The sequence below is a fragment of the Pseudomonas sp. JAI120 genome (assembly GCF_014207255.1).
Lineage (GTDB): Bacteria > Pseudomonadota > Gammaproteobacteria > Pseudomonadales > Pseudomonadaceae > Aquipseudomonas.
The window spans coordinates 48,936-64,418 of the sequence record NZ_JACHCZ010000006.1; the positions used below are offsets into that span (position 1 = coordinate 48,936).

Genomic DNA, 15,483 nt, shown 5'->3' on the forward strand with positions numbered 1-15,483 from the left:
TTTTTCCGGAGAAGAACACGATGAAACACGCCAACAACGATCCGTACCGTGACCTGCGCGACTCCTTGCGCGATCTGTGTGCCGAATACCCGAACGAGTACTGGCGCAAGATCGACCATGAACGGTCTTACCCGGAAGCCTTTGTCGATGCGTTGACCCATGCCGGCTGGATGGCCGCGCTGATCCCCGAACAGTACGGTGGCTCGGGTCTGGGACTCACCGAAGCGTCGGTGATCATGGAAGAGATCAATCGCAATGGCGGCAACTCTGGGTTCTGTCACGGCCAGATGTACAACATGAATACCCTGCTGCGTAATGGCTCAGAAGCACAAAAGCAGCTGTACCTGCCGAAAATCGCCAGTGGTGAACTGCGCTTGCAGTCCATGGCGGTCACCGAGCCTTCGACGGGTACCGACACCACCAAAATGAAAACCATGGCCGTCAAAAAAGACGGTCGTTACGTGGTCAACGGGCAGAAGGTCTGGATCTCGCGGGTACAGCATTCGGACCTGATGATTCTGCTGGCGCGTACCACGCCGCTGGCTGATGTAAAGAAAAAGTCCGAGGGCTTGTCGTGCTTTTTGGTCGACCTGCACAGCGCCATTGGCAACGGCCTGACCGTGCAGCCGATTCCGAACATGGTCAACCACGAGACCAACGAGCTGTTTTTCGACAACCTGGAGATTCCGGAAGAAAACCTGATCGGCGAAGAGGGCATGGGGTTCAAGTACATCCTCGATGGCCTGAATGCGGAACGTGCATTGATTGCTGCTGAGTGCATCGGTGATGGTTACTGGTTCGTTGATCGCGCCACTCAGTATGCCAATGACCGCATCGTGTTCGACCGGCCGATCGGCAAGAACCAGGGCATTCAATTTCCGATTGCTGAAGCTTATATGGACATCCGGGCCGCTGACCTGATGCGGTACCAGGCCTGCTCGTTGTTTGACAGCCACCAACCGTGCGGCGCCGAAGCCAACATGGCCAAGCACCTTGCGGCGACCTCGTCCTGGAAGGCCGCCAATGCCTGTCTGCAAACCCATGGCGGCTTTGGTTTCGCGTGTGAATATGACGTCGAGCGCAAGTTCAGAGAGACGCGTCTGTATCAGGTTGCGCCCATCTCCACCAACTTGATCCTTTCCTACGTGGCCGAGCACATTCTCGGGCTGCCACGTTCTTTCTGACAGGAGTCACCCATGAGCGTTGAAGCTCCTCGCTATGAAACGATTCTGTATGAGGTCAAGGATCGCATTGCGACCATTACCCTCAACCGACCCGATCAGCTCAACACCTGGAACGACGCGGTCGCTACCGACGTCTACGACGCGATGCAAAAGGCCGGCGCGGACAAAGGCGTGCGGGTCATCGTCTTCACCGGCGCGGGCAAGGCCTTCTGTGCCGGCGGCGACATCAACAGTTTTGGCGGCGATCCGAACCGCTTGATGACCAAGCTGCCGCGCCCGTTCGACATGCGCCAGCGTCCGGATTGGCAGACGCGCTGTTCCTATTACCCGGCCATTCCGAAGCCGGTGATTGCCATGCTCAATGGCGCTACGGTCGGAATCGGGCTGATTCACGCGCTGTTCTGTGACATCCGGTTTGTGGCCGAGGACGCCACCATCACCACCGCATTCGCTCGTCGCGGGTTGACGGCTGAATATGGCATGGCGTGGATTCTTGAGCGCCACGTCGGCCATGCCCATGCCCTGGACCTGTTGTTGTCGGGCCGCAAGATCAAAGGTCGTGAGGCCGAGCGCATGGGGATGGTCAACCGGGCTATCCCGGCAGATCGGTTGGTTGAAGAGACTTACGCCTATGCCCGGGATCTGGTTGAAAACTGTTCTCCACGTTCAATGCGAGTGATGAAGCAGCAACTCTGGGAAGTGCCATTCCAGACCTGTCATGAAGCGGTGATGAGCGCCGGGTTGGACATGCCGATTGCCAATCAGGGCCCCGACTACAAAGAAGGCATCGCCAGTTTCATGGAAAAACGCAAACCCGAATTCCCGGACGACCTGTAAGCATCACCCGTGGGCTACAGGCCAGACGAAAGCTATCGATAGCGTGGCGGGAACTGCTCCCGGCGCTCAAATAATGACTAGAGGACGCAGACATGAGTGCAATGCTGGAAGGTAAGGTTGTAGTCGTCAGTGGCGCCGGCAACGGCATCGGTCGTGCCATCGCCCTGGAAATGGCGGCTGAAGGCGCCCGTGTGGTGGTGAATGATCTCGGTTCTTCAGTACACGGCGAGGGCCAGGATGCAGGACCTGCGCAGCAAGTGGTCAACGAGATCAAAGCGCTGGGGGGCGATGCCGTAGCCAGTACCGACAGCGTCGCGGGCTGGGATTCTGCGCACCGTATCGTGCAGACCGCCATGGACACCTTTGGGCGTATTGATGTGGTGGTTAACAATGCCGGCATTCTGCGTGACCGGATGTTCCACAAGATGGACGAGCAAGAATGGCTGGCAGTGCTTAACGTCCATCTCAACGGTTCGTTTTTCCTGGCGCGGGCTGCCGCACCGCACTTTCGCCAGCAAAACGGCGGCTCTTACATTCACATGACCTCCAACACCGGCCTGGTGGGTAACGTCGGCCAGGTCAATTATGCGGCCGCCAAGCTGGGTATCGTGGGCATGTCCAAGGCGATAGCGCTGGACATGGCGGCTTTTGGCGTACGTTCCAACTGCATCTCGCCGGCCGCCTGGAGCCGCATGATCGGCGCGGTCCCCACCGACACCCCGGAGAAAAAGCTGCAAGCCGAACGCATGGAAAAAATGATGCACCCCTCCAAGCAGGCACCCTTGGCGGTGTTCCTGGCGAGCGATGCGGCCAAGGATGTTTCGGGTCAGATTTTCTATGTGCGCTCCAACGAAATCATGCTGGTCAGCCAGCCACGGGTGGTTCGCTCAGTACACCGCGACGCCGGCTGGACCGCGCAATCGGTCGCCGAACACGCCATTCCGGCGTTGCGCGCCAGTTTCCTGCCGTTGCAACAGACTCATGAAGTCTACAGCTGGGACCCGATCTGAACCGTCGGTCAACCCATCACTGCGCCTGGAAACCCTGAGGACCCGAACATGCTGAACTACGACAAAGTCAAACACTGGCCCATAGAAGACGTCACCCAGACCTGGACTGAGCGCGACAGCATCATTTACGCATTGGGCCTGGGCGTGGGTGGCGACCCTATGGATGCCAACCAGTTGCGGTTCACCTACGAAAAAGATCTGCAAGCTGTGCCGACCCTGGCGGCAGCAATTGCTTGGCCAAAATCGTGGATGCGCAATCCTGAGACCGGAATCGACTACCTCAAACTGGTTCACGGTGAGCAAGACACCTGCTTGTTCAAACCGATGCCAGCCAGTGGCACTGTGACCAGCCGTACCCGGGTCAGCCGGATCTGCGACAAGGGTGTTGGTAAGGGCGCGATTGTAGAGCTGCTGCGCGACATCATCGATACCGAAAGCGGTGAACGGATTGCCGAAACCCGGCAGATCTCGTTTCTACGTGGCGACGGTGGTTTCAGTGAAGTGTCAGGCGTGTCCGACGAGCCGCCTGTGGGCTTACCGGGTGTGCCTGAGCGCGCACCGGATGCAGAGTTCGAATTGGCTTCGCCGGCCCAGGCGGCCTTGATCTATCGTTTGTCGGGGGATTCCAATCCGCTGCACGCGGACCCGCAGATCGCGGCCAAAGCCGGTTTCAGCAAACCGATCCTGCACGGCCTGGCGACTTATGGCATGGCGGCGTTCGCGGCGATCAGTTGCCTCGCGGGGGGCGATGCCAGTCGACTCAAGCGTGTCGCTGCGCGGTTTACCGCACCGGTCTATCCCGGCGAGACCCTGCGCTTTCAGTTCTGGAAAGGTGACAACGGTCAATGGCACCTGCGTGCGCGGATCGAGGCGCGTGACGTTGTAGTGCTCAATAACGGCCTGATCGTACTGATTTGAGATAAGCCTATGAACCTAAGTGAAAGCGCAGAAGACAAAGCCTTCCGTCAGCACGTGCGTGAATTCGTTGCCACCCAACTTCCGGCTGACATCCGCGACCGTGTGCTCAATTTCAAGCATCCGGTGCGCGAAGACTACGTTCGTTGGCAGCGCATTCTTGCGGCCCAGGGCTGGGGCGCGCCAGCGTGGCCACAGTCCTTCGGGGGTGCCGGCTGGAACTCAGCCCAGCGCAATATATTCGACGAGGAATGTTTCTGTGCCGGCGCGCCCAGACAAATGCCGTTCGGGCTATCGATGGTCGCGCCGGTGCTGCAGAAGTTTGGCACCACGGCTCAGCAAGAGCGCTTTCTGCCGCGCATTCTCAGCATGGAGGACTGGTGGTGTCAGGGCTATTCGGAACCCGGAGCCGGTTCGGACCTGTCGTCACTGAGCTGCCGGGCCGAACGCGAGGGTGACTTTTATCGCGTCACTGGTCAAAAAATCTGGACTTCGTTTGCCCAATGGGCCAATTGGATTTTTTGTCTGGTGCGTACCGATGCGTCGGGACGCCAGCAGGAAGGTATTTCGTTTCTATTGATCGAAATGAACACCCCCGGCATCCAGGTGCGCCCGATCAAGACCCTGGACGGCGGCCATGATGTCAACGAAGTGTTCTTCGATAACGTCAAGGTCCCGGTCGAGAATCTGGTGGGCGAAGAACACCGAGGCTGGAATATCGCCAAGTATTTGCTGGGGCATGAACGAACCAACATTGCCGGACTGGGTAACTGCAAGCGCTTCATGCGGCGCTTGAAGGAAATTGCCGCCAGCGTCGGCAAACACGGAAAACCACTGATCGAAGATGCGCGCTTTCGCGACAAAGTCGTGCGTATAGAAATGGAGTTACTGGCCCATGAGTGGTCTCTACTGCGGTTGATCGACCAAGAGCAAAAGCAACAAAGCACGGGCATCGAAGCGTCACTGCTGAAGGTGCGCGGATCGGAAATCCAGCAGACCCTGACCGAGCTCATCATGGAATGTGCCGGCCCTTACGCTGTGCCGTTCACCAGCGAGGCAATGGAGGCCGATGCGCAGGTCGACACGGCCAATGGCGAGTTGCTCAACGCCTTGGCGGCGCACTACCTCGATTGGCGCAAGATTTCGATCTATGGCGGCTCCAACGAGGTGCAGAAGAACATTATCGCCAAGTTGACGCTTGGTCTCTGACTGTCGACGGATCGGCCCATTCACGTGCGCGACGCTGGGGCGACGAGCCGGTGGATGGGTTGGCCATGAGGGTACTGCCATGGATTTTTCGCTGAACGAAGAACAAAGAATGCTGACCGACCTGGTCAACCGCTTCATTGAGCGCGAGTACGCATTTGAAAACCGCCGCAAGCTGGCGCAGACCGCACAAGGTTGGTCGACGGAAAACTGGGCCGCTCTGGCCGACACCGGGTTGTTGGCGTTGAACGTTGCCGAAGTTTATGGAGGGCTGGCGGCCGGCCCGGCAGAAACCATGATGGTCATGGAGGCGTTTGGCCGGGGGTTGTTGCTTGAGCCGTATCTGCCCACCGCCGTGGTCGGTGCAGCGCTGATCGGTAAATCGGCCACTGACGCACTCAAGAGCGATTTGCTGGGCGAATTGGCGGCCGGCTCGTTGCGCGTAGCGCTGGCGGCGCTGGAGCCACAGGCTCGTTTCGATTTGGATGATGTGTTGACCGACGCCAAGCGTTCGAATAATGGATATGTGCTCAACGGGCAAAAAGCCGTGGTGGCCCACGGTGATTCAGCCGATTGGCTCATCGTTTCTGCGCGCACCTCTGGCCGGCAGCGCGACCAGCAGGGTATCAGTCTGTTCCTGGTGCCCGCCACGGCCGCCGGTGTTGAAATCAAAGGCTTTTCCGGGCTCGATGGTCAACGTGTCGCCGAGATCAGACTGATCGATGTTCATGTCAACGCTGAAGCCTTGCTGGGCCGTGTTGATCTGGGGTTCGACGACCTGGATTGGGCGGTTGATCGTGGTCTCTTTGCCCTGTGTGCCGAGGCTGTGGGCTGCATGGCCAGACTCACCGAGCTGACCGTCGACTACCTGCAGACCCGCAAGCAGTTTGGCAAGGCGATTGGCAGCTTTCAGTCACTTCAGCACCGCCTTGCCGACATGCTGGGCTGTGTCGAACAGTCCCGCTCAATCACCCTGTATGCGGCGTCCTGCCTAGACGGGCCGGCCGTAGAACGGTGCAAGGCGGTGTCGGCTGCCAAAGCCTTGATCGGGCGGGCAGGTCGCCTCATCGGGCAACAGGCGGTGCAATTGCACGGAGGGATGGGCATGACCGATGAACTGGCGGTGGGTTGGTATTTCAAGCGACTGACCTGCATCGACATGACCTGGGGAGACGCTGATCACCATGTCGAACGCTACAGTGAACTGCTGTGATATGACGACCTTCAATGAGCAAACACCGGCCTGGTTCGACCAGGCTATCGGGTGTCCCGCACGCTCTCATTTCGCTACGAGCGAGGGCGTCGCGGTGCATTACCTGGCCTGGAACGAAGAGGAGCGGCACAAACCGGCGTTGCTGTTCGCCCATGGCTACCGTGGACATGCGCACTGGTGGGACTTTATCGCGCCGTTTTTTCGCGAAAACTATCGGGTGTTTGCCCTGGACTTCAGCGGCATGGGCGACAGCGCCTGGCGGACGCAGTACAGCGCTGAAGTGTTCGTCGAAGACTTACGAGCGGTGATCGAACACGCCGACATGGGCACCGCTACCCTGGTGGGCCACAGCTACGGCGGTACCCGTGTACTTCGGGCGTGTTCGGTCTGCCCCGAGTTGATTCATCGCGCCGTGGTGGTCGACAGCTATGTCGCGTTTATCGACACCGACACACCACCTGTGCAGCGTCAATACGGCGGCAATGTCTATCCGGATGCCGCCACCGCAATGCAGCGCTTTCGTCTGATGCCTGAGCAGCCGGCCCATCAATGGGCGCGTGAATACATCGCACGGCATTCGTTGCGTGAGACCGAACAGGGATGGACCTGGAAGTTCGATCCCGACCTGCCGTTTGCACTATTTGAACGCGACGGTGAGTCTGTCTTGCAACAGATCACGGTGCCGCTGGATTTTGTCTGTGGTGAGCTTAGCCAGGTGGTCAGTAGCGCCCGTGCGGAACGTATTGGCGCAGTCCTGGCGAGACTGCCCAATGCCAGAGGACCGGTAGTCATGCCGCAGGGGCATCACCATTTGATGCTGGATCAGCCATTGGGCTTGATCAGTACTTTAAGGGCGTTGTTGTCCTAAGGGGAATCCCGGCGCTGGATATCGCTGGGCAGTCGAATACTCGCTCGCAGCAATGGCTGCGAGCGAGCACAGATGAGCCCAGATGCCAGCCGACGCCTCAACGCAGCGAGGCAAAGCTCACGGAGGGTGTCACGCACTGAAGGGGATTCATCTTGCAATTATTGATTGCCGCCTGAGGATTCGCGATGCGAATTTCATTCACTGCGGCAGCGAACACCATGATCGAAAGTAACAAAACAGACGTGCTTATTATTGTTTTCATGTCTTTACCTGCCTGTTAGCAGTGTCTTGGAAAGTCCAGCACCTGTTCCAACCGCAACCTGCGCTGGTGTCGATAAGGCCTCGAACGCACTCATCCTCCCACACTATTCAGTTATTGTGAACGGTGTTTACAAATATAAATCGCATGCCGTAAGTTCCTCACAGGGGAGTGCCGACGTATGGCGCGAGTCTACGTGCTCTCCCCATCCTTGATGCTCACAACAAAAACGAGAGTGATCTATGAGTGCTTCCTCTATCAGCAAACGCTTGGACATGCACGTCGATGTCAGTGCGGTGATTCCCCTGCCAGGCCCGCATCGGGTGGCGATGACGGTGTATTTGCCGGATGTCGACCGCTTGACCCAGCCGCCGGTCGCTATCTTCGCCTCGCCGGGTGGCGGCTACACGCGTCACTATTACGACATGTCATTTGCCGGCCACGCAGGCTACAGCGAAGCCGAATATCACTGCGCGCAGGGGCTGATTTTCATTGCCTACGATCATCTGGGTGTTGGCGACAGCTCCACGGAGCACCTCGGCGCCTATACCGTCGAGCACCTGGCTGCGGCGAATGACAGCGCGGTGCGTCAAGTGATCGAGCTATTGCGCAGCGGCACGTTGACCGAGGGCTACGCCGCGTTGCCAATGCTGCGCAAGGTGGGTATCGGTCAATCGATGGGCGGCTGCATCACGCTGATCATGCAAGGGCGGCACGCGACCTTTGATGCGGTGGCGGCGTTGGGCTACAGCGCATTGCATACGGTATTGCCACAGCGTAATCCCGAGGATGTAAAGCGCGGTATCGACGCCCATAACCAAGGACGCGAGGCTGCTCCAGCCGAGCTGTCTGTGCAGCAATCAAGCCTGCAAATCGTGGATTTCGTCTATCCCTTTCACTGGGAAGACGTTCCTCAGGACATCCTTGAGGCTGATATGGCGGGGGGCTACCCCATCCGACTCACGGCCCCTGCGTTTGGCAGCTTGACCGTTCCGCCCTGCGCGGTGGCGATGATGTCTGAAGGATTTATTCGTGAAGAGGCGAACCTGATCACGGTCCCCGTGCTGATGGCCATGGGGGAGCGAGATGTCAGTCAGCATCCGCAATTGGAGCCCAGTGCGTTTGCCCAGGCCCGCGACGTGTCGGTGTTTGTCGTACCCTCGATGGCGCATATGCATAACTTCGCCTCAAGCCGACTCACCCTATGGGCCAGGATCAACCGCTGGGCCATGATGGTCATCACTGACGTGTGAGCGGAACGCTTTCAGGATTGACAGATAACCTGAGCGGAGTTCAGTATACTGAACATCATTCAGGTTATCGGGCAGGTCCGTTATGAAAGTGCTGGTCGCCGTCAAGAGGGTTATCGATTACAACGCCAAACCGCGCGTCAAACCTGATGGCTCGGGTGTTGATCTGAGCAACGTAAAAATGTCAATGAACCCTTTCGATGAAATTGCCGTGGAAGAAGCGGTCGCGCTCAAGGAAGCCGGTATCGCCAGCGAAGTGGTGCTGGTCTCCATCGGCACCCAGGCTTGTCAGGACGTGCTGCGGACCGGTTTGGCCCTGGGAGCGGACCGGGCGATTCTGGTGCAAACCGACATTCAGGTGCAGCCACTGGGCGTCGCCAAGGCGCTGAAGGCGATCTGTGAACGTGAGCAGCCAAGTCTGTTGATTCTTGGCAAGCAGGCCATCGACGATGACGCCTGCCAGACCGGCCAGGCGGTCGCCGCGCTGTTGGGCTGGCCACAAGCGACATTTGCTTCAAACGTCGAGCTGTCGGCAGACACTGTCGTGGTTACCCGAGAGGTGGATGGCGGTTTGGAGACCCGGGCGTTGTCCCTGCCTTCGGTCATCACCACGGACCTGCGCCTCAACACCCCGCGTTATGCCTCACTGCCCAACATCATGAAAGCCAAGAAAAAGCCGCTTGAAACCCTCAGTGCGACAGAGCTTTCAGTGGATCTCGCACCTCGTCTTAAAACAGTCAGCGTGCGTGAGCCAATGGCGCGCGAAGGCGGGGTGCTGGTCGCTGATGTGAAGGCGCTGATTGATAAACTTCGTTTGGAAGCAAAGGTGATTTGATATGGCTGTCCTGGTAATTGCGGAACACGACAACCGTTCGCTCAAGAGCGCGACGTTCAATACGGTGACAGCGGCCTTGCAGATGGGCAGCGACGTACACGTGCTGGTCGCCGGACACCAATGTTCAGGCCCAGCCAAAGAGGCTGCGGGCATCGTCGGTGTGAGTCGCGTGTTGCACGCCGATGGTATCGAGCACGCCTATGCACAGGCGGAAAACCTTGCGACCCAGGTGCTTGAGCGCGCGCGTGACTACAGTCACATCGTCACGGCGGCCAGCGCGGTAGGCAAAAGCTTTATGCCGCGTGTCGCGGCTCTGCTCGATAGCTCCCAGGTGTCGGATGTAATGGCGGTCGTGGCGAGCGACACCTTCGTTCAACCGATTTATGCCGGTAACGCCCTGGCCACTGTCCAGACCTGCGACCCGATCACCGTGGTGACCATTCGCACCACGGGGTTTGATCCCGCCTTGACGGGTGGGCAGGCCGTTATCGAAGAAATTCCGGTGGTGGCGACCTTTGCGTTGTCGCGTTTTATCAGTCAGCAACTGACCCGCTCGGATCGCCCGGACCTGACGGCTGCTTCTATCGTAGTTTCCGGTGGTCGCGGTATGGGCAGCGCGGACAATTTCAAACTCCTGGAAAACCTGGCCGACAACTTGGGAGGCGCGGTCGGTGCCTCGCGCGCGGCCGTGGACGCAGGTTTCATGCCCAACGACTATCAGGTTGGGCAGACCGGCAAGATCGTGGCCCCTGAACTTTATATTGCTGTGGGTATTTCAGGCGCCATTCAGCATCTGGCGGGTATGAAGGATTCCAAGGTCATCGTTGCTATCAACAAAGACCCTGACGCACCCATTTTTCAGGTCGCGGATTACGGGCTGGTGGCGGATTTGTTCGAGGCAGTACCCGAACTGGCCGAAGCACTCGGTTAGTTTCAAACGCTTGTGCCTGGAAAGCGGCTGCGGTGTGTTGCCAAACGCCGATGGTATAGCAGACTCTTGACTCATAACTATAAAAGGCAGGTTTCCTATGTTTGCCAACGTGCGTGACCTGAGGGTGAAACGGATGCTCATGTTGGGGGAGCTATTTTGAAGACGCTTGCAGAACTGCTGGAGCGCAACGCTCGCCTGTTTCCCGAGCAGGAAGCCGTGGTGTATCAGGATCGTCGTATCGCCTATGGCCAGTTGCTGGAGCGCGCTTTGCGCCTGGCGTCGAGCCTGCATCGCATGGGCATGCGGCATCAGGATCGCGTGGCGGTCCTGGCGATGAACTGTAACGAGTATTTTGATGTGTTTGCCGCCTGCCAGATGACCGGGTTTATTTGTGCCACGGTCAACTTTCGACTGGCGGCCCCAGAGCTGCAGTACATCCTGAGCGACAGCGCACCGTCGGTGTTGATCTTCGAAGCGCAGTACGCTGAATTGGTTAATTCGTTGCGCCCCGGTTTGCCCGCCATTGAGCACTACCTGTGCATCGGCGAATGCCCTACCTGGGCACAACCCTACGAGCTGAGCCTGGCCACGGGGGATCCGGCGGGTCCAGGGCTGCGCGCGCTGCCGGAGGATATCGTCCATCTGATATACACCAGCGGCACCACGGGCCGGCCCAAAGGCGCGGCACGTTCGCAACAGGGCGACCTTGCGCTGGCTCAGAACCAGTCCGCAACCATGGATATCCGCACCAACGGCCGCATGCTGGTGATGATGCCCATGTTTCACGCCGGTGGTATCTCGATGATGCTGTCGGAGTTCTGGCATGCCGGCTGTGTGGTCCTGCATCGCAAGTTCGAGCCCGAGGAAGTGCTGCGTACCATCGAGCGCGAGCGTATCGAAACAGTCCATATGGCGCCCACCATCGTTCAGCAAGTTCTCGACTTGCCGAACATCGGTGATTTCGACCTGTCGAGTCTGGAAACCATCCTCTACGCCGCAGCCCCCATGCCGGTGGCTGTGCTCAAGCGTGGCGTCGAGCTGCTCGGACAAATATTCGTCAACTCCTGGGGCATGACCGAAACCAGCGGGACCGTGTTGCCGCGCCATCTGCACAAGCTCGAAGGCAGTGCCGAAGAGGTGCGTCGCCTGGGCTCGATCGGCCAGGCCATGACCTATTGCGACATCCGCGTGGTTGATGAGCAGGACCAGGACTGCGCCTGCGGTACGCCGGGTGAAATTTGGATCCGTTCGCCTGCCAACATGGCGTATTACTGGAACAACAGCGTAGCCACCATCGAGACGTTGCGTGACGGTTGGCTGCGCACCGGTGATATGGCGTGGATAGATGAAGCTGGCTTCCTGTTCCTGGTGGATCGCAAGAAAGACATGATTATTTCCGGTGGCGAGAACATCTACTGCCAGGAGGTTGAGCAGGCCCTGATGCATCATCCTGGCGTGGCCGACGTCGCGGTCATTGGTGTCGCCCATGAGAAATGGGGAGAGGCGGTGAAGGCGGTGGCTGTACGCACCCCCGGCATGTCTGTCACCGAAGCTGAATTGATCGAGTTCTGTACCACCCGTATCGCCCGTTACAAGAAGCCTGCGAGTGTCGACTGGGTAGACGAACTGCCGAGGCTGCCGAGTGGAAAGGTGAATAAGGTGGTTCTGCGCGAGCGCTATCGCACGGCGTCCAGCTGAGGGTACCAAGCCAGGCGAATGCGCCAATGATTAGCTAGCGAAGTACATTGACACCCATTTACTTGCCGTTTATATTTTTGAACATCGTTCATTAAAGGTGTCTGCACAGTTCGATGTGGTTCAAATAGATAGTCCTGTACCGAAAACAATAAAAGGCAGTGCGCTGCCAGATACCGGAGGATTTCTGATGACTGTTCATGAAGCGGCTCCTCAGCCGATTCGAGAAGACTTCGTCCCGCGTGACGGGTACATCTCTCCCAAGTTCCTGCAACTTGAAAACGAACGGATGTGGCCGAAAGTCTGGCAAGTCGCCTGCCGGCTTGAGGAAATCCCTAATGTCGGCGATTACGTGACCTTTGATGTCATCGGTGACTCAATCATCATCACTCGTTTGACCGGCGACAAAATCAAGGCGTACTACAACGTGTGCCAGCACCGGGGCCGGCGTTTGACCACGGGCTGCGGCCATGCCACCAAGTTCCACTGCAACTACCACGGCTGGCAATGGAACCTGGATGGCAGCGTGCTGCGCATTCTTGACGAGAGCGATTGGGCCGGCTGTCCCAGCATGAACAGGGAAGACCTTGCACTCAAGGAGGTGCTGGTCGACACCTGGGGCGGCTTCGTGTTTATCAATATGGACCCGCAGGCTGAGCCGTTGGCCCAGTACCTGGCGCCGGTCCCGGAAATCACCGATTGCTACGAATTCGAGAAAATGCGCTACCGCTGGTACAAGTCGGTGAAGCTGCCGTGCAACTGGAAAGTCGCCCAGGAAGCATTCAGCGAGGGCTACCACGTGGCTGCCACGCACCCGCAGATCCTCGATACCCAGGGTGACGACGTGACCCGCAGCTTCGCCTTCGGCAAGCATGGCATGTTCGGCTATTCGACTGCAGTCCGTATGCCGGGGACACCTTCCTCGCGTACGGGCAAGCCGATTCCAGAAGACATTCGCCCGGGCATGGTCAAGTTTTACCAACTGATGGAAGATCAGTTGAAGGCCATCTTTACTGACCGTGACAACGAGGCCACCAAGCGCCTGATGACGGAGCTTGAGCCGACTCAGGACCAGTTTCTGGTGCTTTCCAAAGCCATGGAGTTTCAGCGGGAAGCGGCCATTGCCGATGGTGCCGGTTGGCCGGACATTTCCTTCGAGCAAATGGGGCGCGCTGGCACGGATTGGCACGTATTTCCAAACCTGGTGTTCCTGCTGTACCCGGATGGCGCATTGTTCTACCGCTCCCGCCCGGACGGCGATAACCCGGACTCGTGCCTCTTTGATATCTGGTCGCTCAAACGTTATGCGCCGGGCAAGGAGCCCAAACTCAACCGTGAGTTTTATCACGGCGTGGATGACTGGAAAGTCGACACGGCGGAAAACTTTGGCGTGATCCTCAGCCAGGATTTCATGAACATGGGGCAAGTGCAGCAAGGCATGAAGTCCCGTGGTTTTGCCGGTGCGCGCACCAACCCGCTGCAGGAAACTGCTATCTCCAACTTCCATCGCGAGCTCTCCGAGTACATCAATGGCAAGGAGACCACTCGATGAGCGATTGGCAGGAGAGTTATGACCTGGTGATCATTGGCAGTGGCGGCGGCTCGATGTGCGCTGCGCTCATGGCGCAGCAACTGGGCAAGAAAGCCCTGATCATCGAGAAGCAAGACAAGGTCGGCGGTTCGACCGGGTATTCCGGGGGCGTGTGGTGGGTACCCAACAATCCCGTGATGAAACGGCACGGCGTCCAGGATTCCTATGAGCGCGCTCGGCAATACATGGACAGCACGGTCACCTATGACGGCCCGTCGACGTCGCCGATCCGCCGTGAGGCGTTCCTCAAGACGGGTCCGATCATGGTCGATTTCCTTGAGCGTAAAGGCATGGCGTTCGAGTACGCCGATGGTTGGTCAGACTATTACGACGAGCTTCCAGGCGGCGAACCTCGCGGTCGCTCGTTGATCGCCAAGCTATTCAATATCAATGAATTGGGACCATGGACCCAGAAGCTCTCGCGCTACCGCGGAGCCGGTATTCCAGCCACGACCAACGAATACCCGACGTTGTTTCTGATGAAGCGCACCTGGGCCGGTAAACGCATGGCGATGAAACTGGGCCTGCGCATCCTCAAACAGAAGTTGCTGAAACAGGAGTTGCTCGGCGGCGGGGCTGCGATTCAAGGGCGCATGTTACAAATCGCCTTGAGGAACAAATTGCCGATCTGGACCGAAACCCCGGTCACTGATCTTGTCGTCGAAGACGGTCGTGTCGTCGGCGTGCTGGCGCAGCGTGAGGGTAAACCCGTTCGCATTCAAGCGCGTGAGGGTGTGCTGATCAATGTGGGTGGCTTCTCGCGTAATGCAGCCATGCGCAAGCAGTACCAGCCACAGCCGTCGTCGGCCGACTGGACCAATGCCAACCTGGGCGACACCGGCGAGATTATTCAGGCCGCGATGAAGCTGGGTGCTGCCGTGGATTGCATGGACGAATCCTGGTGGGTCGTGACGTCCCTGGGACCCAACGAAAGCTTCCCAGAAGGCGCGCTGACGCCGGAAGGCAAGCCGTTGCCTTTCATGCATCACCTGGATTTGTCGCTGCCGTACTCGATCATGGTCGATCAGGACGGCCAGCGTTTCTGTGATGAAGCGGGTGCCTATATGGAAATCGGTCAGCGCATGTACAAACGTCAGGCCGAGACCGGCAAGGCTGTGCCAGCGTGGGTCGTCATGGACAGTCGTCAGCGCAAGTTCTATCCCTGGGGCACTGCTATGCCTGGGCAGATCCCCCAGCAGTGGCTGGACAGCGGGTACATGATCAAGGCCGACAGCCTCGACGAGCTGGCGCGCAAATGCAGCATTGATCGCGAGGGATTGGCTGCGACGGTGGCGCGCTTCAACGGCTTCTGCCAAAGCGGAGTCGATGAGGATTTCGGTCGCGGTTCCCGCGCTTTCGACCGCTGCCACGGCGACCCGACTGTCAAGCCGAATCCAAACATGGGCAGCATTGAAGAAGGGCCGTTTTACGCCGTGCGTATGTACCCGGGCGACGTGGGCACCGCCGGTGGTTTGGTCACCGACGAGTATGCCCGAGTCCTTAAAGAGGACGGCAGCCCCCTCGAAGGACTCTATGCCACCGGCAACTCGACGGCCGGTGTCACCGGGCGGTGCTATCCAGGTGCGGGCACCAGCATTGCGGCCTCGTTCATTTTCGCCTACATCGCCGCGCAGCACTCGGCCGGTGTGGAAAAGATCTGGTAACCCCTCGAATCCATTCGTGACGGCT

The 15,483-nt window shown here is 58.5% G+C and carries 13 protein-coding genes; all 13 read left to right on the plus strand.

What is annotated here, in order from left to right:
• The first annotated feature begins 20 nt into the window (after nucleotides 1-20).
• The 13 genes from HDC32_RS25965 (at nucleotide 21) to HDC32_RS26025 (ending at nucleotide 15,458) form a co-directional block, all read left to right on the plus strand.
• Nucleotides 21-1,184: an acyl-CoA dehydrogenase family protein gene (locus tag HDC32_RS25965; RefSeq protein WP_145338573.1), complete on the plus strand. Its 1,164-nt coding sequence runs from the start codon at nucleotides 21-23 to the stop codon at nucleotides 1,182-1,184.
• Between the two features lie 12 nt (nucleotides 1,185-1,196).
• On the plus strand, nucleotides 1,197-2,021 hold the full coding sequence (locus tag HDC32_RS25970; protein WP_145338574.1) for an enoyl-CoA hydratase: 825 nt from the start codon (nucleotides 1,197-1,199) through the stop codon (nucleotides 2,019-2,021).
• 92 nt (nucleotides 2,022-2,113) lie between these two features.
• On the plus strand, nucleotides 2,114-3,031 hold the full coding sequence (locus tag HDC32_RS25975; RefSeq protein ID WP_218571054.1) for an SDR family NAD(P)-dependent oxidoreductase: 918 nt from the start codon (nucleotides 2,114-2,116) through the stop codon (nucleotides 3,029-3,031).
• Nucleotides 3,032-3,079: 48 nt separating this feature from the next.
• Nucleotides 3,080-3,949: a MaoC/PaaZ C-terminal domain-containing protein gene (locus HDC32_RS25980; protein ID WP_145338575.1), complete on the plus strand. Its 870-nt coding sequence runs from the start codon at nucleotides 3,080-3,082 to the stop codon at nucleotides 3,947-3,949.
• A gap of 9 nt (nucleotides 3,950-3,958) precedes the next feature.
• On the plus strand, nucleotides 3,959-5,155 hold the full coding sequence (locus tag HDC32_RS25985) for an acyl-CoA dehydrogenase family protein (RefSeq protein WP_145338576.1): 1,197 nt from the start codon (nucleotides 3,959-3,961) through the stop codon (nucleotides 5,153-5,155).
• A gap of 79 nt (nucleotides 5,156-5,234) precedes the next feature.
• Nucleotides 5,235-6,365 carry an acyl-CoA dehydrogenase family protein gene (locus HDC32_RS25990; protein ID WP_145338577.1) on the plus strand — a complete coding sequence of 377 codons (1,131 nt, stop codon included), beginning with the start codon at nucleotides 5,235-5,237 and terminating at the stop codon, nucleotides 6,363-6,365.
• A 1-nt stretch (nucleotide 6,366) separates the two neighbouring features.
• The gene (locus HDC32_RS25995) at nucleotides 6,367-7,233 is read left to right on the plus strand and encodes an alpha/beta fold hydrolase (RefSeq protein ID WP_145338578.1); all 867 of its coding nucleotides are present in this window, start codon (nucleotides 6,367-6,369) and stop codon (nucleotides 7,231-7,233) included.
• 501 nt (nucleotides 7,234-7,734) lie between these two features.
• A complete protein-coding gene (locus tag HDC32_RS26000) occupies nucleotides 7,735-8,745 on the plus strand; it encodes an alpha/beta hydrolase (protein WP_184746075.1) in 1,011 nt (336 codons plus the stop codon).
• A gap of 82 nt (nucleotides 8,746-8,827) precedes the next feature.
• Complete coding sequence (locus tag HDC32_RS26005; protein ID WP_145338580.1) at nucleotides 8,828-9,577, plus strand: electron transfer flavoprotein subunit beta/FixA family protein; 750 nt, start codon at nucleotides 8,828-8,830, stop codon at nucleotides 9,575-9,577.
• A 1-nt stretch (nucleotide 9,578) separates the two neighbouring features.
• Nucleotides 9,579-10,508, plus strand: coding sequence for an electron transfer flavoprotein subunit alpha/FixB family protein (locus HDC32_RS26010; protein WP_145338581.1), 930 nt, complete (start codon nucleotides 9,579-9,581; stop codon nucleotides 10,506-10,508).
• Nucleotides 10,509-10,664: 156 nt separating this feature from the next.
• Nucleotides 10,665-12,206 carry a class I adenylate-forming enzyme family protein gene (locus tag HDC32_RS26015; protein ID WP_145338582.1) on the plus strand — a complete coding sequence of 514 codons (1,542 nt, stop codon included), beginning with the start codon at nucleotides 10,665-10,667 and terminating at the stop codon, nucleotides 12,204-12,206.
• A 187-nt stretch (nucleotides 12,207-12,393) separates the two neighbouring features.
• Nucleotides 12,394-13,755 carry an SRPBCC family protein gene (locus HDC32_RS26020; RefSeq protein WP_145338583.1) on the plus strand — a complete coding sequence of 454 codons (1,362 nt, stop codon included), beginning with the start codon at nucleotides 12,394-12,396 and terminating at the stop codon, nucleotides 13,753-13,755.
• On the plus strand, nucleotides 13,752-15,458 hold the full coding sequence (locus HDC32_RS26025) for an FAD-binding protein (RefSeq protein WP_145338584.1): 1,707 nt from the start codon (nucleotides 13,752-13,754) through the stop codon (nucleotides 15,456-15,458). Before HDC32_RS26020 ends, HDC32_RS26025 begins: the two co-directional genes overlap by 4 nt.
• The last annotated feature ends 25 nt before the right edge of the window (nucleotides 15,459-15,483 follow it).

What these genes read in the sequence shown, in the direction of transcription:
- HDC32_RS25965 (WP_145338573.1), top strand. Translation starts at nt 21, where the DNA reads ATGAAACACGCCAACAACGATCCGTACCGTGACCTGCGCGACTCCTTG.
- HDC32_RS25970 (WP_145338574.1), top strand. Translation starts at nt 1,197, where the DNA reads ATGAGCGTTGAAGCTCCTCGCTATGAAACGATTCTGTATGAGGTCAAG.
- HDC32_RS25975 (WP_218571054.1), top strand. Translation starts at nt 2,114, where the DNA reads ATGAGTGCAATGCTGGAAGGTAAGGTTGTAGTCGTCAGTGGCGCCGGC.
- HDC32_RS25980 (WP_145338575.1), top strand. Translation starts at nt 3,080, where the DNA reads ATGCTGAACTACGACAAAGTCAAACACTGGCCCATAGAAGACGTCACC.
- HDC32_RS25985 (WP_145338576.1), top strand. Translation starts at nt 3,959, where the DNA reads ATGAACCTAAGTGAAAGCGCAGAAGACAAAGCCTTCCGTCAGCACGTG.
- HDC32_RS25990 (WP_145338577.1), top strand. Translation starts at nt 5,235, where the DNA reads ATGGATTTTTCGCTGAACGAAGAACAAAGAATGCTGACCGACCTGGTC.
- HDC32_RS25995 (WP_145338578.1), top strand. Translation starts at nt 6,367, where the DNA reads ATGACGACCTTCAATGAGCAAACACCGGCCTGGTTCGACCAGGCTATC.
- HDC32_RS26000 (WP_184746075.1), top strand. Translation starts at nt 7,735, where the DNA reads ATGAGTGCTTCCTCTATCAGCAAACGCTTGGACATGCACGTCGATGTC.
- HDC32_RS26005 (WP_145338580.1), top strand. Translation starts at nt 8,828, where the DNA reads ATGAAAGTGCTGGTCGCCGTCAAGAGGGTTATCGATTACAACGCCAAA.
- HDC32_RS26010 (WP_145338581.1), top strand. Translation starts at nt 9,579, where the DNA reads ATGGCTGTCCTGGTAATTGCGGAACACGACAACCGTTCGCTCAAGAGC.
- HDC32_RS26020 (WP_145338583.1), top strand. Translation starts at nt 12,394, where the DNA reads ATGACTGTTCATGAAGCGGCTCCTCAGCCGATTCGAGAAGACTTCGTC.
- HDC32_RS26025 (WP_145338584.1), top strand. Translation starts at nt 13,752, where the DNA reads ATGAGCGATTGGCAGGAGAGTTATGACCTGGTGATCATTGGCAGTGGC.